This window comes from Paenibacillus sp. JL3B1040 (assembly GCF_057063165.1).
The window spans coordinates 998266-1020011 of record NZ_CM169317.1 but is presented as its reverse complement, the minus strand read 5'-3'; the positions used below and the strand labels follow the sequence as shown (position 1 = coordinate 1020011).

The 21746-nt window shown below is 52.3% G+C and carries 21 protein-coding genes; 3 read left to right on the top strand and 18 right to left on the bottom strand.

Annotated features, from left to right (window positions below; translation table 11 throughout):
• Positions 1 to 881: 881 nt before the first annotated feature.
• The 5 genes from ACZF99_RS04445 to ACZF99_RS04425 all read right to left on the bottom strand — a co-directional run bounded on the left by ACZF99_RS04445 (position 882) and on the right by ACZF99_RS04425 (position 7309).
• Positions 882 to 2573 carry a DUF262 domain-containing protein gene (locus ACZF99_RS04445; RefSeq protein WP_240268586.1) on the bottom strand — a complete coding sequence of 564 codons (1692 nt, stop codon included), beginning with the start codon at positions 2571 to 2573 and terminating at the stop codon, positions 882 to 884.
• Between the two features lie 222 nt (positions 2574 to 2795).
• A complete protein-coding gene (gene rlmD, locus ACZF99_RS04440; protein ID WP_483609408.1) occupies positions 2796 to 4472 on the bottom strand; it encodes a 23S rRNA (uracil(1939)-C(5))-methyltransferase RlmD in 1677 nt (558 codons plus the stop codon).
• A 776-nt stretch (positions 4473 to 5248) separates the two neighbouring features.
• Positions 5249 to 6130: a diacylglycerol kinase gene (locus ACZF99_RS04435; RefSeq protein WP_240268588.1), complete on the bottom strand. Its 882-nt coding sequence runs from the start codon at positions 6128 to 6130 to the stop codon at positions 5249 to 5251.
• Positions 6131 to 6159: 29 nt separating this feature from the next.
• Positions 6160 to 6984 carry a sirohydrochlorin chelatase gene (locus ACZF99_RS04430; RefSeq protein ID WP_240268593.1) on the bottom strand — a complete coding sequence of 275 codons (825 nt, stop codon included), beginning with the start codon at positions 6982 to 6984 and terminating at the stop codon, positions 6160 to 6162.
• Positions 6985 to 7018: 34 nt separating this feature from the next.
• Positions 7019 to 7309 carry a YerC/YecD family TrpR-related protein gene (locus ACZF99_RS04425; protein WP_240268589.1) on the bottom strand — a complete coding sequence of 97 codons (291 nt, stop codon included), beginning with the start codon at positions 7307 to 7309 and terminating at the stop codon, positions 7019 to 7021.
• A gap of 341 nt (positions 7310 to 7650) precedes the next feature.
• Between ACZF99_RS04425 and ACZF99_RS04420 the strand changes: the two genes are divergently transcribed.
• Positions 7651 to 8166 carry a hypothetical protein gene (locus tag ACZF99_RS04420; RefSeq protein ID WP_240268590.1) on the top strand — a complete coding sequence of 172 codons (516 nt, stop codon included), beginning with the start codon at positions 7651 to 7653 and terminating at the stop codon, positions 8164 to 8166.
• A gap of 42 nt (positions 8167 to 8208) precedes the next feature.
• Here the strand turns inward: ACZF99_RS04420 and corA are convergent, their stop codons facing one another.
• The 4 genes from corA to ACZF99_RS04400 form a co-directional block, all read right to left on the bottom strand.
• A complete protein-coding gene (corA, locus tag ACZF99_RS04415) occupies positions 8209 to 9168 on the bottom strand; it encodes a magnesium/cobalt transporter CorA (RefSeq protein ID WP_240268591.1) in 960 nt (319 codons plus the stop codon).
• Between the two features lie 524 nt (positions 9169 to 9692).
• Positions 9693 to 10682 (bottom strand): inorganic phosphate transporter, encoded by a 990-nt coding sequence (locus ACZF99_RS04410; RefSeq protein ID WP_240271161.1) that lies wholly within the window; start codon positions 10680 to 10682, stop codon positions 9693 to 9695.
• 82 nt (positions 10683 to 10764) lie between these two features.
• Positions 10765 to 11379, bottom strand: a complete 615-nt coding sequence (locus tag ACZF99_RS04405) for a DUF47 domain-containing protein (protein WP_240271160.1) — start codon at positions 11377 to 11379, stop codon at positions 10765 to 10767.
• Between the two features lie 191 nt (positions 11380 to 11570).
• Positions 11571 to 12641, bottom strand: coding sequence for a DUF3048 domain-containing protein (locus ACZF99_RS04400; RefSeq protein WP_240271159.1), 1071 nt, complete (start codon positions 12639 to 12641; stop codon positions 11571 to 11573).
• 214 nt (positions 12642 to 12855) lie between these two features.
• Between ACZF99_RS04400 and ACZF99_RS04395 the strand changes: the two genes are divergently transcribed.
• A complete protein-coding gene (locus ACZF99_RS04395) occupies positions 12856 to 13338 on the top strand; it encodes a DoxX family protein (RefSeq protein WP_240271158.1) in 483 nt (160 codons plus the stop codon).
• Positions 13339 to 13441: 103 nt separating this feature from the next.
• Here the strand turns inward: ACZF99_RS04395 and ACZF99_RS04390 are convergent, their stop codons facing one another.
• The 3 genes from ACZF99_RS04390 to ACZF99_RS04380 all read right to left on the bottom strand — a co-directional run bounded on the left by ACZF99_RS04390 (position 13442) and on the right by ACZF99_RS04380 (position 15525).
• The gene (locus tag ACZF99_RS04390) at positions 13442 to 14230 is read right to left on the bottom strand and encodes a dioxygenase family protein (protein ID WP_240271157.1); all 789 of its coding nucleotides are present in this window, start codon (positions 14228 to 14230) and stop codon (positions 13442 to 13444) included.
• 114 nt (positions 14231 to 14344) lie between these two features.
• Positions 14345 to 15169, bottom strand: coding sequence for an alpha/beta hydrolase family protein (locus tag ACZF99_RS04385; protein WP_240271156.1), 825 nt, complete (start codon positions 15167 to 15169; stop codon positions 14345 to 14347).
• Positions 15170 to 15303: 134 nt separating this feature from the next.
• Positions 15304 to 15525 (bottom strand): hypothetical protein, encoded by a 222-nt coding sequence (locus ACZF99_RS04380; protein WP_240271155.1) that lies wholly within the window; start codon positions 15523 to 15525, stop codon positions 15304 to 15306.
• 314 nt (positions 15526 to 15839) lie between these two features.
• On the opposite strand from ACZF99_RS04380, the gene ACZF99_RS04375 reads away from it, so the two are divergent.
• Positions 15840 to 16568 (top strand): DUF1129 family protein, encoded by a 729-nt coding sequence (locus ACZF99_RS04375; RefSeq protein WP_240271154.1) that lies wholly within the window; start codon positions 15840 to 15842, stop codon positions 16566 to 16568.
• Between the two features lie 13 nt (positions 16569 to 16581).
• Here the strand turns inward: ACZF99_RS04375 and ACZF99_RS04370 are convergent, their stop codons facing one another.
• From ACZF99_RS04370 to ACZF99_RS04345, 6 genes are read right to left on the bottom strand one after another with little or no spacing between them, the layout of a single operon-like run.
• Positions 16582 to 17976: an erythromycin esterase family protein gene (locus tag ACZF99_RS04370; protein WP_379265885.1), complete on the bottom strand. Its 1395-nt coding sequence runs from the start codon at positions 17974 to 17976 to the stop codon at positions 16582 to 16584.
• Positions 17977 to 17999: 23 nt separating this feature from the next.
• Positions 18000 to 18782, bottom strand: coding sequence for a hypothetical protein (locus ACZF99_RS04365; RefSeq protein ID WP_240271152.1), 783 nt, complete (start codon positions 18780 to 18782; stop codon positions 18000 to 18002).
• Positions 18783 to 19478 (bottom strand): ABC transporter ATP-binding protein, encoded by a 696-nt coding sequence (locus tag ACZF99_RS04360; protein WP_240271162.1) that lies wholly within the window; start codon positions 19476 to 19478, stop codon positions 18783 to 18785.
• Between the two features lie 47 nt (positions 19479 to 19525).
• Positions 19526 to 19900 (bottom strand): GntR family transcriptional regulator, encoded by a 375-nt coding sequence (locus ACZF99_RS04355; RefSeq protein ID WP_240271151.1) that lies wholly within the window; start codon positions 19898 to 19900, stop codon positions 19526 to 19528.
• A gap of 48 nt (positions 19901 to 19948) precedes the next feature.
• A complete protein-coding gene (locus tag ACZF99_RS04350; RefSeq protein ID WP_240271150.1) occupies positions 19949 to 20707 on the bottom strand; it encodes an ABC transporter permease in 759 nt (252 codons plus the stop codon).
• A complete protein-coding gene (locus ACZF99_RS04345; protein WP_240271149.1) occupies positions 20700 to 21710 on the bottom strand; it encodes an ABC transporter ATP-binding protein in 1011 nt (336 codons plus the stop codon). The genes ACZF99_RS04350 and ACZF99_RS04345 overlap by 8 nt, the downstream gene beginning before the upstream one ends.
• Between the last annotated feature and the right edge of the window lie 36 nt (positions 21711 to 21746).

Below are 21746 nucleotides of genomic sequence, written 5' to 3'. Positions count from 1 at the left end.
GACCCAAGGTATCCTATTATTGTATCAAAGTAGTCTTTCCTATTTATCATTTTTAGCATGAGAAATTATTAAGAATTTCCTAATATAGAATCATTTCGTCTAAATAAGAGAAAGGGAGTACCATTTTTACAGTCTCCCCTTATTCTGAAAGGAAATCAGGAGATTTTATACCCTTTTCATTTCCCTCAGTTTTCCACCAAATGCTCTACTGCTGCCTGCTCAATGGACAGACCTTCCGTATAACGTTCTAAAAACAAGGAAAAACCATCCACATCTACGGCCCTAGCCTTACTGAAAGACGGCTCAAGAAAGGAGCATCTGGGTGCGGCGCCACATCCACCTCATTCTCCAGAAAAGCTTATTTGCTCCACGTAAAGACAAACAGGACAAAAAGACGCTTGGATGAACGTATCCGGAGCGTCTATTTATGTCGAATTATCACCATTTATTGTAGAATCACAAGAAGTTTCACATCAGTTTCACATCAACGATGCATTTTCGAATATGTTCCATTCAATAATCAAGGCCTGTAACACGGTAGAACTCCTTATACATCAAGGAATCTAAAACCTGTATCACTGACGTACCAGTTTCGCAACACACTCCACATGTGTGGAGTAAGCAGAGTCAACACATATTATTTCAAAATAGCGGGATACCTAAACCAAGTTGTCATGCTTATAACCGTATCGGGAGCGAGTTGACCCACAAGAATTATTTCTTTAGGTTTCTTGCTCCCGGAACAAATTCATCGACACCATATAATCAAGTATCATGTATGGACCAAAGTAACATAACAAGAAACAGCTCAAGCTTCACATGAGCTTGAGCTTTGCCAGTTTATTAAACAGAAGAAGTGGCTTTAGTATGAATCAGAAGTATCACTCTAACAACTCACGTATCTTTTCTGTAAGCACTGCTTTTCTAGCCTCATAAAATATTTCAAAGTCTTCTATCTCAAGTGAAACACTCTGAGGAATCATTGCCTGATTACAAAATTCCGCCTTTTGCATATCGTTCATATCATTATAATAATCAACGAGGCGCATATCATTTTTGCTACCATTGCTTCTGCCCTCAAGTAGATGTAAATTAGGTAATCGATTGCGCATTCCACGCCACCTTTTCCAATCCTCTACAGAAACAGATACTGGCTTACTTTCGCTAAACCTGCTATCAGGGTGAAGATGGTCTTGTTCATACTTAAAGCTCTTATTAGTCCAATCAAGATTCAAGTAGTACAAAACCTCACCAGCAACTCTGCTACCTTTTTCGGAGTTGAGTACATCTTCAATTTTACCATCTGTAACTCTCAAGTCATTCATCTGATCGAGCATTTCAATTGTAATTTCGTAATCAAAGCTGTTGATACTACTCTTCATCTGTTGCAGCTTAGTTGTAGTACCTGATTGGAAATAAGTAAAGAATATCGCCCTAAGTAAGTAAGCACGAACACCTTTGATGTTTTTATCGTAATCAGGAGTGTAGTAAATATAATAGATAATCGGCAACAGAACGTTCCAACTACTTGAAAACCGGCTCACATCAATTTTCATTTCTTTCAAAAGGTTTTCCAAGTTAGTGAGAGCTTTTTTGAAACCACTCCAATCATTTTTTAAGTCCTCTGCAATCTTTTTGTTAATGTTGGATTTAACAACATCACCATACAGCATCAAAGCTGAACGGATAATAAAGTCCGTACCAAAGCCTGCATATGAATCAACGAGAATTTTTCCAAACTCCGTTTTCGCACTTGGCCAGTATGCCTCTAGAATTGACATTGTTATTTCAGATTTACGTAATGCTTTACCGCCGCTATTAAACCTTACAAACATTTCAAGAGCATCGTCTTGTTTCATGTCCATAATTTCCGTATATCTGATCAGTTTTTCGACATAAACCTTGTTATATAACTTTTGCAGTATATCTCGTGCGTAATCCTTGCTGTCTGCCGGAACATTAGCAATAGTTTCTTCAATTGCTTTCTCTCTCGTAGTTTCATCTTGGAACTTCTCATCAAGGATATGCTTTATCTCAAATTGGGTCGGGCTCAATCTTCCAATCTTCTCACTAAACTTAATATCGAATTTCTTGGTATTATACTCTTCCTCATCGACAGATATCTTATTCTTGTTCAGTTCTATCAAAAGTTTAGATACTATCTTGTCCCCGGTCTTCTTTCTCGCATAATTCGGACGTATGTATGCTCCTCCGAACAATGATAGAAACAGTGATGTTAGCCTTTGCTGTCCATCCAATACTGCCGTATTGGTATTCTTAACGTTTATACTTATCAACTCATAATTAACACTGTCTGCCTGTTTTCTGCTATCAAATGTAACCTCCGAAAGAAAGCCACAAAAATAAGTATCCCATGTCACATTGGAGTCATCAACGTGCCAGAATAGAAATGTAGCAATAGGATAATCCAGCAAGATGGAATCCCATAGTTTTTCAATTTGCTCCATACCCCAGACAAATTGTCTTTGAAAAGCAGGCATTACATACTTTCCGTCTTTGATGTTTTGTAAAGCCTCGTATATTGTTATACTGCTATCAATTAATCTACTCATACTCAAACCTCTCCATCCTTCATGAGTGTACTTCCAGCCTTGTGCCGGATTGTTACCGTATAATCATTACCCTCATATAGTTCAAGTTCGACATATTTTTTCAATCCCCTTCCATTTTCTGAATATCTTTCACATTGGCTCTACAGGGCCTCCGCATAAGAAAAGCCCAAGCGCTAACACCGCTTAGGCTCAAATGTAGAAGGTAAATGCACTTCTGATATATTACTTCCTGACAAGTGACACACAGCACTCCACATGCACCGTATGCGGGAACATATCGACCGGTGTGACCTCGACCGTCCGGTACCCGCCGTCCTCAAGGATGCGCAGGTCGCGGGCCAGAGTCGCGGGGTTGCAGCTCACGTACACTACGCGCTCAGGCTTCATTTCGAGGATGGTGTCCAGCAGGCGCGGGTCGCAGCCTTTGCGGGGCGGGTCGACGACGATGAGGTCGGCTTCGATGCCCTGCTCTTTCCAGGCCGGGATGACGTCTTCGGAGGCGCCGACCTCGAAAGTGACGTGGTTCATCCCGTTCAACTCGGCGTTGACGCGGGCGTCTTCGATCGCCTCTTTGACAATCTCCACGCCGTACACCCGCTTGGCATGCTGCGCCAGGAACAGGGAAATGGTGCCGATGCCGCAGTAAGCGTCGATGACCGTCTCTTGCCCGGTCAGACCGGCGTACTCCACTGTTTTACCGTACAATACTTCCATCTGGAGCGGGTTTACTTGGTAAAAAGAACGCGCCGAGATCGCAAACTTCACGTCCCCGATATAATCAAAAATCACTTCGCGCCCCCACAGAACGCGAGTCACATCGCCGAAGATGACGTTCGTCTGCCGCGTATTAACGTTCTGGCAGATGCTGACGACGGGCGGCATCTCTTCGCGGATCGCGGCGATCCACTCGCCCTCATGGGGGATCCGGTCGCCGTTCGTAACCAGCACCAGCATCATTTCGCCGGTCCGGAAGCCGACCTTCACTACGACATGACGAAGCAAGCCTTGTCCCGTCTCCTCGTCGTAGGCGGTGATGCCGAGGCGGCGCCCGATCGTCTTGACGCGGCTGACGACATCATCGTTGCTCTCGTGCTGGATGAGGCATGTCTCCATGTCGACGATGCGATGGCTGCCGCGAGCGTAGAAACCGCCAACCAGGGCGCCGTCGGTGACGCCGACGGGCACCTGCGCCTTGTTGCGATAGCGCCAAGGCGCGGCCATGCCCAGCGTCGGCCGCACGACGACGGCATTGTCGCCGCCCTCGGCGGCGCTGGCGGCATCGGTGGCCGCCGCACCCGCGGCCGCCCAATCCCCAGCGGCAGCGCCCGCTTCGCCGCTGCCGCCCGCAAGCGCGCCTGTTCCCGGCGCGCCCCCCGCCACGCGCAGCTTGCCGATCCGCTCCAGCGCGTCGACGACGTGCTGCCGCTTCCACGCGAGCTGCGCGTCGTAGCCCAAGTGCTGCAGCTGGCAGCCTCCGCACTTGTCGTAGATCGGACAGGGCGGGGCCACCCTGTCCGGGCTCGCCTCAACCACATCCAGCAGTTTGGCGTAGCCATACTGCTTCTTCGTCTTGAGCACCTTGACCCGGGCCTTCTCGCCCGGCAAGGCGCCTGCCACAAACAGCGTGTAGCCTTCGGCCCGGCCGACGCCTTCCCCGTCGTGGTTCATCCCGATGATGTCGAGTACAACCTCATCGTTCTTCGCCACGGGAAGGCCGGCAATCAAGGCTTCGGCCGCAGCCGCACGCCCCCGCGATTTAAGACTACCGTTGGTTTCGGCTCCTGCCTCTCGCCCGCCACGGCCATTTTTCGCAGCGCTAGTTCTCTTTTGTGCTTGTCCCCGAGCTCCGCTCATCCGATTGCCGCCGGGACGGCCCCTGTTACTCCGTTGTTTCGTCATGACGTTCTCCTTCTATGTTCAACTGAACCGGTTACACCAGTATTCTTCAAATCCAACGCAAGTCTGTTCTACCTCTTTCCCTGCAACCTTTCATTATCGAGAAAAGACATTCGTCCATCGTCCCTATAGGTGAACTAGCTCGTCCATAAACGAACTAGCTGGAAATCACCCATCTAATTTACCCCGTTTGGCCCGATTTCGCAAAACTAATTGGAAAACCTACACCTATTTCGGCCAATTTCACTTATTTTCACCTTTTCTCGCGAAAACAACTGTACTTTTTCCAACTAATTCTCCCCGCGCCTCGATTACTCAAGAAAAGAACTGTAGAATTTCCACTTAGTTGGTTTCGAACACCCTAACAAAGCCCCTTACCTCATTCCAATCCCGATCCTACCGATCGCCGTACCCAGTTCAATATACGATTTAGTTTAGAGTTCCCCTTAATCATTCCTTGCACGGCTCCAAAAGTTTACCCAACCTTGTTGCAACAGTTACCCGCAGATACCGCATCATTTCATTCGGCAAGCCTTTACAGGCCCTGCTGGGGCCTCCCGCTACTGCTCTCGCCCCTCTAACATGCCCCGCTTACCCGGCTCGCCGCTCACCCTCCACCGCATACCGCATACCGCCCCACCCCAAGCCAAATCCCCCGCCAACCCGGCGGGGGATCGTCCCAAAACAGCATCTTTGATCAATTACCTAAATCTTTTATCTAGATCATTTACCTAGATCATTTACCTAAATCTTTTACCTTGATCTCTTCCCCTACTCACCTAAGCAAAAATCTGCAAATGCTGCGGCAATATCTCGAACACGCCCGGCAGCTCGCCGCCCAGTTCGCCGTCGAGATTGAGCATGACATGGCCGGGCGAGGTCACCTCCATGCGCCGCGTCCTGAAGTAAACGACATGCGAGTCGCCCAAATGATCGCCGCGCAGCGCCATCGTCACCAGACGGATGAACTCCGCCAGGTTGCACTTCTTGACAGCGATCACATCGAGCAGCCCGTCGTCGATGCGCGCGTCCGGCGCCAGCTTCTCGAAGCCGCCGACCGAGTTGCTGTTGGCGATCAGGAACAGCATGAATTCGCCTTCGATCACGTCGCAGCCTTCGGCGTCGATGATCAGCTTCGTCGGCGACAAGCTGGCCATCTTCTCGATCCCCTTCATATAATAGGCCAGTTGACCGATCAGCGTCTTAAGCCGGCTGGGCACTTCGTACGTTAGCTCGGTCAAGGTGCCGCCGCCGGCGATGTTGATGAAATGCCGACCGTTTACCTTGCCGATGTCGATCGGCCTCGTTTGATTCTCAATGACCAGGTCGCAATAATCCTCCCAACGCCTGGATATCCCCATGGCGCGGGCAAAATCGTTGGTGGTTCCGAGCGGGAACACCCCCAGCGGCGGCAAATTGCTCTTCCCGGCCATGCCGTTAACGACCTCATTCAGCGTACCGTCGCCGCCGGCCGCAATAATGATGTCGTAGCCGCGCTCCACCGCCAGAGCGGCCTCGCGCATCGCATCGCCTTCCCCGGTCGTGGCATGGCACGACGTTTCGATGCCGCCCTGATCCAGGCGTTCCAGCACATCCGGCAGCAAGCGCCGCATCTCTTCTCTTCCCGAGGTCGGATTATAAATCAATCTAGCTCTCTTCATCCTACAAACGCCACCCGATTATCAGAATGTCAACATGTCAATGATCCCATTATATTCAATATTTGCTGCGACATCCAGCGAGCCGCCAAAGGATGGGGCAGTAACGCCTCTCCCGAATACCGGTGAGCCAGTCCCTCCAACCGCTTCGGGATCGTGACCTTGGTAAAATACCCCGCGCTCAAAAAGAGCGGCGCCACGATAACGTCCATGCCTCGCTGCTCCGACCAATACCGCATCTTCGAACGCACGCTGTCCGGATTCAGCAGCGCGTAATCGGCCCCGCCCGCAAGTCCGGCGAGTTCTCCGGCCTGCGCCGCCAACGAAGCCATTCCACGCTCCCAGCGCTGCAAAAAGCCCGGATGCACGCTGCCGTGCCCCACAAGCAGCAGCACCTCCTGCTCCGGCCGCACCGACAGCCTTTTCACCTTATCCCAGACCATCGCCGCCACCAGCGGCCCGTCATCGATCGGATCGCCAAAAAACACCCGAGCGGAAACCCGAAAACGCTCCAGGTCGGTTTCCTTCTCCGGTGTATCCTTCACGCCCAACGCATAAGCGATCTCATCGATATGTGTACTCCCCGAGGACACGAACAAGGGAATGACGATCATGTCCGTCACTCCCTGGGATTCCAGCCGATCGATGCCGTCCTGGATCATCAGACGGCCTTCCACGGTTTCGAGAAAAGCGCAGGCCAGCGGAAGGCCGGCAGGCAAATCAACCGCCGCTTCCGCCACCGCCGCCTCCACGAGGGCCACCCAATGCTCGTCAGGGGAACCGTGGCTAATGACCAGAACACCCGGTTTGCGTACAACCTCTCCCTCGTGGGATGCCTTCCTCACCTTCGCCGGCATCATCGACTGCGCTCGTATTTCTTCTGCCATAGGCTTAACGCCCTAAACGATCCAACGCCATCTTGTAGCCATCGTTGCCGTAATTCAAGCAGCGTTTCACCCGCGATATCGTCGCCGTGCTGGCCCCGGTTTCCGCTTCAATCTGGTTGTATGTGTTGCCTTTGCCCAACATTCGGGCAACTTCCAGCCGTTGCGACAAAGACTGAATTTCGTTTACGGTGCACAGATCGTCAAAAAAAATGTAACATTCCTCGATGTCTTTTAACGTTAAAATGGCTTCGAATAATTGATCGATCGTTTTGTCGTTTAATTTCTTCAGTTGCACTGAATTATCATCCCCTACCGTTACTGTAACCACAACCCCATTGTACCCGAGTGGTGTACTCCTTTTCAAGCATTAACGGTTTCACGCATCACAGAAAGAACGCCCAAATTCCGCAAACGCCCACCGGAACCGGGACATTCGTCCATACGCAAAGCAGGGCGGGCACATACAGTATAGTAATACAAACGCCTAGCCAGGGAAAATAATGCCGTCTCCATCGAGTGGATCCCCCTGCGGCGTACTCCGATCCAAACCTAGGTCTTGTCTCGGAAGGGCGGACAAGAAGGAATCGGCCTTCGATCCGCACGCCCGACAAAATATCTGAAAAGGAAAGTGATACCATGCCCCAGAACCATGATTCACGCCAAGGACCGGTGCCCCCGTTCTACCCGTACCCCCATTACTACCCGGGGGTGAATCCGTACGGAATCAAAGCGGAGGCTTCCTCGCTTGTCCCCTATTCCCCGCCGTCTCCGGCTCCAACCCAGGCGCCGGCCGCCTCGACCACGCCGAAGTCCGGCGGCGGATTATCGCTGCCCAGCTTGGGCGACCTGAAAGGCATCGTCGACCGCATGGGCGGAATCGACGGCATCTTGTCCACGATGGGCCAGGTGCAGAAGGTGATGCAAACCGTGCAGCAATTCGCCCCGATGGCAAAGCTGTTCACCGCGTTTTTGCCCGGAGGCAAAGGCAAGTCCGCCGGCGGCCGCACCGGCCGGATGGACGAATACCGGCCTCGCCGCCGCAAATCGACCCGCAAGAAAAGCGGCAGCCGTACCGGCTCCGGCCGCAGCGGAAAGCGCTCCTCAACCGGCAAATCAGGAAAATCCGGAAAATCGGGAAATCGCCGCCGCTAACCCGGCGGCGGCTTTGCTTTTGACGGCACGTACGGGCCGACCCTACTTGAACCAGCCCCGTCTACCAAACCAGAGAATCATCCAGCCGCCGAGTGCGGCCATCAGCCCGATAATCGCGAAATATCCGTATTTCCAGTGCAACTCCGGCATGTTAACGAAATTCATCCCGTAGATTCCGGCGATCAGCGTCAGCGGCATAAAAATGGTCGTGATGACCGTCAGCGTCTTCATGATCCCGTTCATCCGGTTGGAATTCAGCGAAATATAGGAGTCGCGCAAATCCGCGGTCATTTCCCGGTCGGCCTCGATCATCTCCGACAGCTTGAGCAGATGGTCGTAAATGTCCGCGTAATAAGCGCGTGGCTCCTTATCGCCTTGGACATGCTGCGAATTCAGGATGCGGTACATGAGGTCGCGCATCGGGACGATCGTCCGCCGCAGCTTGAGCAGCCGACTGCGCAGGTCGAACACCTGGTTCATCAGCTGCTCGACCGACTCGCTGCTGCCTTTACTCTCCAACTCGTCAAGCTCGTCTTCAATCTCGTACACGCAAGGAAAATAATGGTCCACCAGGCTGTCAATCACCCTATAAGCAGCCGAATAGGGCCCGTGCACCCAGACCTTATAGTCATGGGCCCGATTCAGCATACTGCTCCACGCTTCATCCAATTCGTCCAACCGCCGCTGGTGAAACGACACCAGGCATGCGTCCCCGATAAACAGATCCACTTCCACGGTATCCAGCGTTTTTTCGTCTATCGCGTGCAACACCAGGAACTGAAAATCTTCATAATAGTCCATTTTCGGCCGCTGCAGCACATGCAAGCAATCCTCGATCGCTAGCGGGTGAAAATGAAAAAAGCTCGACAGCACCTCGGTTTCCTCAGGCGTAGGGGCGTCCAAATCGACCCAGGTCCACACGAAATGCCCGTCTTTGATCCGCTCCAGCGGAAGATCCGTCACAACCTGATGGTCCCGCGTCATCCCCATGGTCCTGATCATCATGCGCCGCCTCCTCAAAAAAGCCAATCCTCGGCAGATTGGCTTTCGTCGTTAATCCGAAATAGGTATCATTATAAGGCCCGGCTGAATTCAAGATTCGACGTCGATTCCGCTTCTTGCCCCGCCTCGTGATCAAAAGACGACTTTTTGAACTTCCTTAAAATAAAGGTTCAAAAAGTCGGCTTTTCAGCACCGAGAAGGTTGAATGAAGCTAGGGACTGAGTAGCGGAGCGTAGACAGATCTACGTGAGCAACGGAAGGCCCGGCTGAATTCAAGATTCGATGCCGAATCCGCTTCTTGCCCCGCCTCGTGATCAAAAGACGACTTTTTGAACTTCCTTAAAATAAAGGTTCAAAAAGTCGGCTTTTCAGCACCGAGAAGGTTGAATGAAGCTAGGGACTGAGTAGCGGAGCGTAGACAGATCTACGTGAGCAACGGAAGGCCCGGCTGAATTCAAGATTCGATGCCGAATCCGCTTCTTGCTTTTACTTCGTGATCAAAAGACGACTTTTTGAACTTCCTCTTAAAAGAGGAGCTTGTAGATAGCTCCGGCCATGACAAACACGATCGGAATCGTAATCACCCAGGCAACGACGATGCGTCCGGCCACCGACCAGCGGACGGCGGAGAACCGCTTGGCCGAACCTACGCCCAGGATGGACGAGGTGATGGCATGCGTCGTGCTGACCGGCAGGTGGATCAACGTCGCCCCGAAAATAACCGAAGCGGCGGAGATATCCGCTGCGAAGCCGTTGATCGGCTCGATTTTGAAGATTTTCGTCCCCATCGTTTTGATGATCTTCCAGCCGCCGATCGACGTCCCCAAGGCCATCGCCGTTGCCGCGGCGAGCTTAACCCAGAGCGGCACTTCCATATGATCCTGGAAGTCGGCCGTCACCAGGGCGAACGTGATAATCCCCATGGCTTTCTGCGCATCATTCGTGCCGTGCGTGAAGCTTTGCAGCGCGGCGGTTACGATTTGCATCGAACGGAAGCCCTTATTTACGGTATGCGGACTGCGTCTGGCGAAGATCCATTTTAAAATCATCATGACAATAAAGCCGATCACGAAAGCGATCACCGGGGAGAAGAGCAACCCTTCGACGATCGTCGTAAACCCGCTCCAGTTCAGCTTGTCCGGTCCTGCGCCGACATACACGGCCCCCGCCAAAGCGCCGATCAGCGCATGGGAGGAAGACGAAGGAATTCCGAACCACCACGTAATGAGGTTCCAAATGATCGCGGCCAGCAGCGTAGCGATCAGCACTTCCAGACCGTTATCCAGCTTTGCCGGATCGGCCACGCTGCCGCCGATCGTTTTGGCGACCCCTGTGAACATAATCGCGCCCAGAAAGTTCATGACGGCTGCCATCATAATCGCCGTCCGCGGCTTCAGCGCGCGCGTCGAGACCGAAGTTGCGATCGCATTAGCCGTATCATGAAACCCATTGATGAAGTCAAACGCCAGCGCCAGTATGATAACGATAAGAATAATCAATAAACTCGTATCCATAGCTTTTTTGCACAGATGGCTGTCTCTCTATGTAAATCCGCGCAATTCCAACCTCCCGAATGTCGAATATAAAGTGAAGTTCTTAAGAATTACGCATAATGATGGATTCCAGCATATTGGCCACTTTTTCGCAAGCGTCGGTCGTTGTTTCCAGCCGTTCGTAAATCTCTTTTTTCTTGATCAGCTCAATCGGATCGGTCACTTTCATGAACAACTCTTTGATGCAAATCCGCAGCAATTCGTCGCCCTGGTTCTCCAGGTCGTTCAGCCGGATCGTATACTCGCGGATCGCCAGCAATTTTTTCTGAGACAGCAGATGGATCGCCTTTTGGATTTCGTATGCCGAATTGCGCAGGATTTCCGCAAAACGGGCGATATATTCGTCAGGTTCGGTCAAATGGTACATGAAGAATCGAGAAGTCGAGGCTTCCAAACCGTCGATGACGTCGTCCAGCGCCGTGATCAGGTGCATGATGTCGTCCCGTTCGATCGGGGTAATGAACGTTTTGTTCAATTCCACGATGATTTTGTGGGTGTATTCGTCGCATATGGATTCGAATTCCTTCATCTTTTTGGCGAACGCTTCAACATCTTTGAACTCCGCCACCTGCTGGGCGAAATAATCCGCCGAATGCACGATCGTATCCGCCATGTCCTCTAACGTCTGGAAAAAGATATCTTTCTTCTTCACTCGCATCAGTATCCCCTTTTCTCTCCATAAGGTAATTCTTGCGGTCGATTTTACACAACCTTGAATATCTTATCACAACTATTTAACAGATAGGAAATAATGTCGCAAACATTTCACGATCACGCTTAGATTTCCCCTAAATCTCCCAAAGATATCCTTCGATCGCCCTGAAAATACAAAATCTGCCTGACTCGATTTTACTCCGCCTTAACATGGCTGGCGAAATCCGGAGTGTTCGGCACGACATGGATAAACGTCTGGCCCGGCACCATCGGCAGCTCCACATTATCTTTAATGAACCGGATGATGTCGCCTTCCTTGCGGACCCATTCGCCCCGAATCACTTTGCCTTTCTGGAACAAAACCGCTTCGCCGCCGAGCGATAACCCTACCTCCAGCCGGCCAACGTCGTCCAGCACCCGGTGGTCGGCTCCCATCACGACAACGTTCGCGGCGGTCAACCGATCGCCGCTCTCCAGATCGGCGTGCGGCGCGCCATTGATGGACCGCTGGTAAAGCCCGGTCGCGGCATCGTATTCGTATCCGACCCGGTAATTGTCCAGTTGGAAGGTAATCTCCACGTTATTCGCGGTCTCAAACGAATGGGGTTGTTCGTTATCCTTATAAAAAGCGTACGCGGGCACCGCTCCATCCTCCGTTGCGTATCCGCGCTTGGCGGCGCCTTCCAGCAGCTTCTCCACGTTGGAATACAAATTGTGCGGCGCCTTCCGGGACTTGTCCCGCCAGAAGAAGGAACCGGCATTCGTGATCTCGTCCAGATCCTCCTTATGCTGCCTTTGCAAGATCGCATAGGCATCGTTGCTCGCACCGGCATGTACCAGCACGCCGTGATAACTTTCGCCCAAATCGATCATGTACGGGCGGATGCTGCGGATCGGACCGATCTTGGCGTTGTCCGCCTGACTGTGAAAGATCGAGACCAGCCGCGTGACCCCGCCTTCGGCCAGCACCTCGTAAACGACATCCGCGTCAATCAATCCCGATTGCGGGCGGGCCGCCGGCGCATTATTGATCATGATGGCGACCGGTCTGCGGGTAAGCGGCTCCTCCAGCGGCAATCCCGTCAGCGGGGCCGTATAGGCCGGGGGCGCCGGTTCGGGCGGAACGTTCTCCTCCGGGACCGCCGTTTGCGGCGGAGCAATGCCGTCCGCGGGCGGAACGGCTTCCCCGTTCTTGCCGCAAGCGGACAGTAGGACGATGAGCAGCGATACGAGCAGCCAATTTAACTTTAATGATTTCAAAGGCATGTTCCTCCGTCATAATTCCTGAGTTTTCTACATTATACGTTGAATCGCCGATTCGGGGAAAGCCGAAACATCACGCAGGTAAATTAATTGTTAAAATTTAAAATAATAATTGATTGTTTTAAATTTTGTCCCTAATATGAATACTAAGATAGGGGAAGATTTCCACGAAAAAGAAAGAACATTGTCGCCGCATGAGCGGAAAGGAGATTGAGAAATGATCGTAAAATGGTTACGGGAAAGTACGGTTGCTTCCTGGCTGCTTTTGCTGATAAGACTCTACGTGGGATATGAGTGGCTGACCTCCGGTTGGGGGAAAGTGACGGGCGGTTTCGACGCCGCCGGATATTTGAGCGGAGCCTTGGCGAAAAGCGGCGGCGAACACCCCGCCGTGCAGAGCTGGTGGGCTTCGTTCCTTGAGCTTTTTGCCTTACCGAACGTAGGCCTGTTTAATATCCTGGTTCCTTATGGCGAGGTGCTCGTTGGGCTCGGCCTTATCCTGGGTGGCTTCACCTGGCTGGCTGCCTTCTTTGGCATGGTCATGAATTTCGCCTTTTTATTCTCGGGCACGGTAAGTACGAACCCGCAGCTGCTCCTGCTGGAAATCTTTATCGTGGTGGCCGGCTCTAACGCCGGACGGATCGGTTTGGATGCCTTCATCCAGCCTTATTTCCGCAAAACCTTCGGGCGGCGGCGCTAAAGTTCGCTTCCATCGAAAAAAAGCGCAGACCCCAAACCTTGGGTACTGCGCTTCATTTATTTCGACCGGCCTTTCGTTTAACCGGACAAGGAACCTCCTCCCGTCAACGGCCGCCGAACTTCCAGCAGTTCAAGCTAAGGCTCCCATACTGATAATCCTGAAACAGCTTCACGGCCTGCCGCTCGTCATCAGCCGCCCCCATGGCGTACAGCAGCGGCGCAAAATGCTCCCGTCCGTAGGAAGGGATCGCCATGCGCACATGCGGAGCTTTGCGATCATAATCAAACAGCTGCCGCAAGTCCCAGCTCTGCAGTTGCCGTCCTACCCAATCGTCGAATTCGACGGCCCATTTGGCCGGTTCCCGCGCTTCCCCATCCAGCAGGCGAAGATTATGAACGAGTCCCCCGCTGCCAATCACAAGAATGTTCCGATGCCGCAATTCGGCAAGCATCTTGCCGATGGCATACTGCTCCTCGGGTTCGCGTTTGGCGTCCACGGATAAAGCCACCACCGGGATATCGGCGGACGGAAACAACAGCCGCAGGACGACCCAAGCCCCGTGATCGAGCCCTCTGCCCGCTGATGGCTTATACGGCAAATTGTGCGAACGGAAGATCTCCTCAATTTCTCCGCTGAGCTCGGGACTGCCCGGAGCCGGGTATTCAATCGCATACATGTCTTCCGGAAAACCGTAGAAATCATGCATCGTTGAATGGGCTGTATCGGTCGTGACCCATTGTACCGGAGCTTCCCAATGGGCTGAGAAAATCACGACGGCTTTGGGCGGTTCCAGCGTTGTCTGGCCCAGTTGACGAAGAAATTCCGTATATGCGTTTTGCTCGATGGCCAAAGTAGGCGATCCGTGTGCAATAAACAATGCAGGCTGAGACATGAGCTCCCAAACCTCCCTACGCCAAAAAATGGTTACATCTTCATTGTATCCATCCAAGAAGAGTTTTACCAGTTTTTGTGTACCCGGTCCGCCGTGAACCTTCCCTCCCCGCCTTCAGATCATCCAATGCTGCCATTCGGTTTGCTTGGCCTCCAGTCCTCCGAGCCATTCCTTCGTCTTCCGGATGACCTGGTGCTGGTGTTCGCCGGACGAAAACGTATGATTGCCTTGGAAAATAATTTCTTTATCGCAGCGCCCCTCCGGCCGCATCCAGAACACCTTCTGAAACAAGAAAGCGTAATCCGCCGGAATCGTATCGTCGGAAGTTCCATGCACCACAAACACGTCGCCGGTAAATTTAACGGCTTCCTGGAACGGCTGAAATTCGCCAAGCGAATCGAAGAACTTCGGCGTCAGCCCATATCCCATATAGTCTGCGGCACCTTGCTTCACCGCCCGGTCGTATAACTCGCGCCCGGTAATTTTGACGATATCGCTGAACGGATATCCTACGGCCGACCATAAGACAAGGTTTTTCACGCGCCGGTCTCGATTCGCGGTCAAGAGGGCCATCAAACCGCCAAGGCTGTGCCCGATCAGCGACACCCGCGTCGGGTCGATGTCGAACGCTCCAAGACCATAGTCCAACACCGTTCGGGTCTGGGCGACCATAGACTCCACTCCATGCTCGCCGTAATTGCCGCTGCTCTCGCCGCAGCCGAGGTAATCGAACCGGAGCACGAGGAAACCGTCCGCCGCGAGTTCCCGCGCCGTCTTCACAAACAGACGGTCGACGCCGATCCGGCTGCCGACGAAGCCGTGGCAAATGACGACCAGGGGAGCGCGGTTGCAGCGCCCCCCTGTTTTATTCTCGGCCGGGTAATGTATGCTGGCCGCAAGCTGTTCTTCTCCATGATTGATGACGATTTGTCTTTCCATATCCCCGTCTCCTCCCCGTACTCCGGCAATGATTTTTATAACTACTAAATCCGATAAGTTTAATGTGATTTAAACTCATCTTATCATTTCCGGAAACGGGGTGTCAATCGGTACGCCACGGGAAGCCTGCGGGCTTATTCGTAAGATTGCCGGAAATAAGCATGGGTCGTAACCCGGCCTTCCCACTCTTTCATGAACTGGTGATTGCCCATATGACCTTCGTCGCAATTTTCGTCATCTCCGCACAACATGCCGCCCTCCTCGGCGGTATCGTTCGTTACGATTTCTTCCAGGCTGCCCCGGGAGTTGCTGTTCAGCAAATACCTCCGGGTCAGCTCCGATTCATATTTTCCCACTGGCTCTGCCTCCCGCAACGATTAGTGTACAGGTCACTAACCGGCAAAGCATGCCTTTTCGCCGGCGCCTGCTCGGTCCTGAAAACCTGATTTTTTGAACTCGCACTTATAGTTTTGGGAGGGGGGGACGCTTTTTATTCCTAGTTCAAGGAATGTTCATAATCCATCGGTTCCGTTCGGGCTACCGACTCAGCCCTGCCATGGTCCCTTGCGAATCGGACAAGGGATGCAGTATACTACTGGAGAAAAACGGTAATGCAAAACGCTTTTCGGGAACATCAAGACGTGTACAACCTGGGAGGAGAGATACTTTCATGTATATCCATGAAATGATCGGCGAAACCAAACGATTGCGACAGCGGATGACGCCGGAGAACGAAGCGTATTTCGGGGAAATGGTCATGCACTTCCGCTCCGGCGCAAGCTCGCTGACCGAAGCCAAGGGCGAGGAAATCCTGCTTGGCCTGGCTCGGCAAATCGTCAAAAATCAGGAAAAAGGGGTTTCGGCGGCGGAACTGTTCGGTAGCGACCCGGTGGCGTACTGCGAACAGCTGGCGGATGACGTGCTGACGCGGAAGCCGCGGACGCTGAAGGACAAAATCAAATATTACGCCATGATTCCCTGGGTTGCTTTGACCTGGGTCTTCTTTATTTATATGATCACCGGCTTTTTCAGCAAATGGTTCGGCGGCGAGCTGGAGTACACGCAAATCAGCAGTTCTTCCCTCCTGATCATCGCCGTGCTGTCGATCGTCCTGATCGAGCTGGTCATCCGGTTTCTCGGCCACGGCGGCAAGCCGGCTCAAGCGAAGGCGGAATCCTCCGACTTGAACGAGCAGCCGCAGCCCGCGTTCCGCAGATTCAATCTCCGCGCGTTCGGCCTCTATGTGGCGATCGCAGTCGGGGTCATCTTCGTCGGCTCGTTGCTGAACCGCATCATGCCGGCATTTACCGTATCACCGTGGGACAGTCTGATCATCTTTCTCATCGGCCTGGCCGGGCAGATTTTCATATTTGGCCGACGGTCTAAAGGACGGCAATAGCCACGCTTTCGATTTACTCGTTGGTCTTCGTATTCTCGGAGGAGTTCAAGGGTGTGGGAGCCTTCACCTTGTCAATGACGATAATTCCGTCATACTGCTCCTTCGGGATGAACTGCATCACATTCGGCAGAATCTGTTCTGAGGTCATCCCATCCTCGGAAGCGTAGATCGGCCGGAACATCCAGGCATTTCGCGCATCCTTTACTTTATGCTTGCTCAAATCAATAAAGGAATTCGCATATCCGCTTTGCATGATCAGGTGCTCGAGACTTCCTTCCGTGGCAGGCTGAATCGTAAACGGTTTTTGTGAAGTGATCGTCACGGATGAACCGCGATTCATGTAAAGTCCGATCACATACATGTTATCCTTCAGCTTCCGCTGCAGCAGTTCGCCCATGCTCGTAAAGCTGTGGATCCACTTGCCGTCTTCCTTCACCCGCATTTTCGAAGTGTTTTTGGCCAAATGATCATTGTGGGCCCACAAAATCACTTTTTTCCCCGGATACAGCGTCCTCATCACCCATTCGAGATTTTCCGCCATCAATACGTCCCGAGAGGAATAAGCATCCTTGACATCCTCCAGCCCGCTCTCCAGAAAAGCGATATGGTCGCTTAAGCTTCTCAGAAAAATATCGGCGATATGAGGCTGGTTGGGATAAAAAGCCGTCAGTTCATTACGGTGCTCCTCCACATACTTGATGACTTCATGATATTGAGGCACATATTTGTCGATCACAGCCCGCATTTCCTTTTTGTAAGCCGGATCCTTGGTAGAAAGTCCGTATTTATTTATAACGTCGTACCAGTCCGTGACCGCCTGTAATTCCATCCGAAAAAAAGCTTTTCCCTTGTTTAAGTCCAGCCTTGCGATCCCCTCGCCAATAAATTGGGTCAAATAAGAGCTCGTAAACTGATTGTCATATCCCGCCAAGTACAGCGGTTTGTCGCCCTTTCCCTGCTCTTTGATATAATCGAACAGCTCCAAGGTTTCCTTGGAGTGCCAGATCGGAAAGATCGAAGCGCCCATCATCTCCTCCGGGGTAAGGGAATCCCGGGTCTCGAATACGGCCGCCGCATCCCCCATCCCCGATTCAAAAGCGATCACGTCAAAGTCCATCTCTTCGTGCAAAAATTTAATCAGTCTGGTTTTTATACTGCTGTATTCGGCTACGCGGTGGAAATTTTCCCCGAGACTGACAACGGTTTTATCCTTTAACAGCGGCTTTAAAAAGGCGAGGTCGCTATAATCCACGGACTCCAGCGACGTCAACGGATGGGCGTTTTGCCGCAGCCACTCCTTCTGGCTCTGGTCAATCGCGGCCAGAGCATCGGCAGGTGCCAATACCATGGAACAGACTAACATCAACGATAACATGACTCCGGTCCATTTTTTGAATCGCATCTTCATATTTACCATGTCCCCTAAGTTCTCTAGATTTCCACTTTCCGGTTCATCAAATATACGATTGCGAATAACATCAGCCCCACAAAAGCTATTTCAAATAAGGCAGGCCCCCAGGCAATAGAAACTCCCGAAGAGACCGAGGCCTCTATCGCTCTCTTTGAACTCGATTCGATAACAACGAAGGGCACCCCTTGTCCGGCACCCACTCCAAACAATTTGCTGGCAAGCCAGCCGGATCCGTACTGAATGACCAGAAAACTCAATAGGCCGACCCAGGTTCCGAGCTTGCCGCGTATCATTGCCCCGATAGTAATCGACAACGCCACCAGCGCATACAAAAACGTATATATCAACAACAATTGCATTGCGATTGACGCCAAGTCGGGGAAAGACAATACGAGTTGCTCGAAGCTCTGAATGCCATTACCGTAAAAGAGCAGATGATCATACAGCCCAAATCCGACAAAAGCGTTATAGATGAATCCGTGAATGATAGCGACGATGCCCAGAAGGAGGATGCCGATTAGCCCGAGCATCCAGGGAGACAGAACGCTCCATATCGTACGAACGGGCAACAGTCTCCGGCTGTAAGCTCTTAGGTTGTTCTGGAATGTTCTCAGCGAAAAAATAACGAGCAGCATAGCGACAAATAGATATAACATCACACACAAAGCAATAATCGAGGCCTGAACCCACCCTCTGGAGTTGCCGTAAATTGAGAAAAAAGCTTCAGTAATCACCAATATGGCACCTACAATGAGAAAGGTATTGCCATTTCTTTTCAAATCGTACTTCAGCAATCTCAGCATTTACGCAAACACCTCCTTAAACATATCGTCGACGCTTTTGCCGTATTTGACCCGCAAATCCTCCACTTCTTCCTGTATGACGATTTCCCCGTCGCGGATAAAGATCACCTCATCGAAGATCCGCTCGATATCCCGCACCAAATGCGTCGAAACGATCAAACTGCTGTCCTCGCTGTAGAACTCCACAATCGCATCCAAAATTTTATCCCGCGCTACCGGGTCTACGCCTCCGATCGGTTCATCCAGCAAATACAGCTTGGCGTTCCGCGACAGCGTTAGTGTAAGCTGCAACCGCTCATTCATCCCTTTGGACAGCGAACTGATTTTATCCCCTTCATTCAGTTGCATAAATTTCAGCATTGTCTGGGCTTTCTCCTCGTCAAAATCGGCGTAAAAATCCCGGTATAGCCCTATCGCGTCGCGCACCTTCATCCACGGCTCGGTCAGCGGGCGGTCCGGCATAAATGAGACGAGCGACTTGGTCGCCAATCCCACCGGCGTCCCGTCTACCGTTACTTGTCCGCTAGAAGCCGGAATCAAACCGGCGACAATCTTCATCAGCGTGCTTTTTCCGCTGCCGTTGGTGCCGAGCAGGCCAACGATTTTTCCTTTGCCGACGCTCAAGGATACGCCGCGCAGCGCTTTTTTGCCACCGTAAGACTTGGATACGCCCTTCAGCTTCAATAGTTGATCCATTTGATCTGTCCGATCCTTCTGATCCATCCGCTCCATCTTCCTCCCTCCTATCGCCGTTCTTCGCTTTGCACGGCTTCCGCGACAATCGCCGCGATATCCTGACTGCTGAAACCCAGCTCCTGCATCCCGCCGATGAAGCGGTCGAGCAGTTCGCCGGCCATCTCTTTTTTAATGGTCATAATTTTCGATTCCTCGCTTGTCACGTATCTTCCGAGTCCGCGTTTCGTTTCCACGACGGCTTCACGCTCCAATTCCTGAAAAGTCCGCTGCACGGTGTTCGGGTTGATTTGCAGCTCGGCCGCGAGCTCGCGCACCGACGGGATTTTATCGCCAGCCTTGAGTCTGCCGGTCACGATTTCCCGTTTTAAATAATTCATGATTTGCAAATAGATCGGCAGATTATTGTCGAATTCGATGGTCACATTTCATGGCTCCTTTCCGCCGTATGTCGCGGGTATAGATTTTACCGGTCAAGCGACATCCCGTTTTTTAAACGTAACAAAGCTGATTGCGAGAAACAAGGCCAAATAGGCGGCGATCACCACGGCGGAGAAGGTTAACGTCATGCCCGGCAACGGCGGATTCCCGTTCATATAGACCGATAAGTCGGCATTGGCGAAAATAATATATTTGGCGAAGGCATATCTCGAAAGCAGAACCACCGCCAGCTCTTCCAGCAAGACGAGAAACATGCCGATGCCGATCGTCGCCCCCGTTGAACGCGTCAGAATGCTGGCAAGGAAAGTAATCGTAACGTAAACGACGGTATAAACAAGTTGATACCAGGCGCCATACAGAACATCGTCCCAACCCGTTCCCTGCACGCCGCCGAATCCGAAGATCAGCCCTCCGCCGAGCAGTGCAACCGCAAGCGTAAAGACGAAGAGCGACAGCGTGAACAGCAGCACGGCTACATATTTGGAAGCTAGGATGCGGATGCGGCTTTGCGAACGAATCAGCAGCAGTTTGATCGTTCCCAGACTGTGCTCCTTCGCTACAATGCCGGCCGTACAGATGATGACCAGTAACGTGAGCATTTGCCCTAAGCCGTATCTCGACACCGCCATCGCGGCAAACTCAAGAAACGCTGGCGGTTGCTCCGAAAAAGCATACATCATGTAAAGCATCCCGGCGATAAACACGGCGATCAGCGCATAAGGGATGAAAAAGCTGCGTTTCTTGGACATCTTCAGCCATTCATTTACGACAAGCCGGGTAAAACTAAGCAATTTGGTTCCCTCCCGTCCATTTCAAAAACTCGTCTTCCAACGAGGCTTTAACCTCTTCAATCCGATATATGGCGATGCCTTCGCCGCCCAGCGCGCCAACGACGCGCGGAATATAGCTGTCGCGCACGGAAACCGTCACTTCTCCCCGCTCCGGAGACATCCCCAGCATGCGGATTTCTTCCATCCGAATCAGCCGGGCTTTCGCCGCTTCGGCGTCGCCTACCCGAAACATCACATTCACCCGCTCCTCGGCCTTCTCGGCAGCTCCCCCCAGGACGCGTTCCGTCACGAGCTTCCCTTCCTGGATGACGACCACGCGGCTGCACATCAGCTCCATCTCGGCCAACAGGTGGCTGGATACGAGCACGGCGATGCCTTCTTCGGAAGCGATGCGCTTGAGGTAGTCGCGCATTTCCCGGATCCCCGCAGGATCGAGCCCGTTCGTCGGCTCATCGAGAATCAGGATCGACGGACGATGCAATAAAGCTTGCGCAATCCCGAGGCGTTGGCGCATCCCCAGCGAGTAGGCTTTCACGCGTTTATTCATCGCCTTCTCCAAACCGACCAGCCGGGTAACTTCCCGAATCCGCTCTTCCGTGATCCCCTCGCTCATCCGCTGATATTGCTTCAAATTGTCATACCCGGTCATATACGGATAAAACTCCGGATTCTCAATAATCGCGCCGACATGGGCAATCGCTCTTGCGAAATGCTCCCGAACGCTGACGCCCTTTATCTGCACGTCGCCCTCCGTCATCCCGATCAAGCCGACGATCATCCGGATCGTTGTCGTTTTCCCTGCACCGTTCGGCCCCAGCAGACCAACGATTTCCCCGCGTCGAATATCAAAAGACAGCTTATCGACGATCCGCTTGCTGCCGATGCGCTTCGTCACCTGTTTAACCGACAATACGACCGGTTCCCGCCCTGCCGCGTTAGCCGGGGCCGCGGCCGCCTCCGCGCCGGCCGCCCCGTTTTCCGTATGCTCAAGTTGCACGTTCACTTCGATCCACTCCTCCAATGTATCAGTGTCATAGTT

What these genes read in the sequence shown, in the direction of transcription:
- ACZF99_RS04430 (WP_240268593.1), bottom strand. Translation starts at nt 6,984, where the DNA reads ATGCCGGCGAAGGTGAGGAAGGCATCCCACGAGGGAGAGGTTGTACGC.
- ACZF99_RS04370 (WP_379265885.1), bottom strand. Translation starts at nt 17,976, where the DNA reads ATGAAGATGCGATTCAAAAAATGGACCGGAGTCATGTTATCGTTGATG.
- ACZF99_RS04390 (WP_240271157.1), bottom strand. Translation starts at nt 14,230, where the DNA reads ATGTCTCAGCCTGCATTGTTTATTGCACACGGATCGCCTACTTTGGCC.
- ACZF99_RS04435 (WP_240268588.1), bottom strand. Translation starts at nt 6,130, where the DNA reads ATGAAGAGAGCTAGATTGATTTATAATCCGACCTCGGGAAGAGAAGAG.
- ACZF99_RS04420 (WP_240268590.1), top strand. Translation starts at nt 7,651, where the DNA reads ATGCCCCAGAACCATGATTCACGCCAAGGACCGGTGCCCCCGTTCTAC.
- ACZF99_RS04385 (WP_240271156.1), bottom strand. Translation starts at nt 15,169, where the DNA reads ATGGAAAGACAAATCGTCATCAATCATGGAGAAGAACAGCTTGCGGCC.
- ACZF99_RS04375 (WP_240271154.1), top strand. Translation starts at nt 15,840, where the DNA reads ATGTATATCCATGAAATGATCGGCGAAACCAAACGATTGCGACAGCGG.
- rlmD (WP_483609408.1), bottom strand. Translation starts at nt 4,472, where the DNA reads ATGACGAAACAACGGAGTAACAGGGGCCGTCCCGGCGGCAATCGGATG.
- corA (WP_240268591.1), bottom strand. Translation starts at nt 9,168, where the DNA reads ATGATCAGGACCATGGGGATGACGCGGGACCATCAGGTTGTGACGGAT.
- ACZF99_RS04395 (WP_240271158.1), top strand. Translation starts at nt 12,856, where the DNA reads ATGATCGTAAAATGGTTACGGGAAAGTACGGTTGCTTCCTGGCTGCTT.
- ACZF99_RS04360 (WP_240271162.1), bottom strand. Translation starts at nt 19,478, where the DNA reads ATGGATCAACTATTGAAGCTGAAGGGCGTATCCAAGTCTTACGGTGGC.
- ACZF99_RS04405 (WP_240271160.1), bottom strand. Translation starts at nt 11,379, where the DNA reads ATGCGAGTGAAGAAGAAAGATATCTTTTTCCAGACGTTAGAGGACATG.
- ACZF99_RS04365 (WP_240271152.1), bottom strand. Translation starts at nt 18,782, where the DNA reads ATGCTGAGATTGCTGAAGTACGATTTGAAAAGAAATGGCAATACCTTT.
- ACZF99_RS04400 (WP_240271159.1), bottom strand. Translation starts at nt 12,641, where the DNA reads ATGCCTTTGAAATCATTAAAGTTAAATTGGCTGCTCGTATCGCTGCTC.
- ACZF99_RS04410 (WP_240271161.1), bottom strand. Translation starts at nt 10,682, where the DNA reads ATGGATACGAGTTTATTGATTATTCTTATCGTTATCATACTGGCGCTG.
- ACZF99_RS04445 (WP_240268586.1), bottom strand. Translation starts at nt 2,573, where the DNA reads ATGAGTAGATTAATTGATAGCAGTATAACAATATACGAGGCTTTACAA.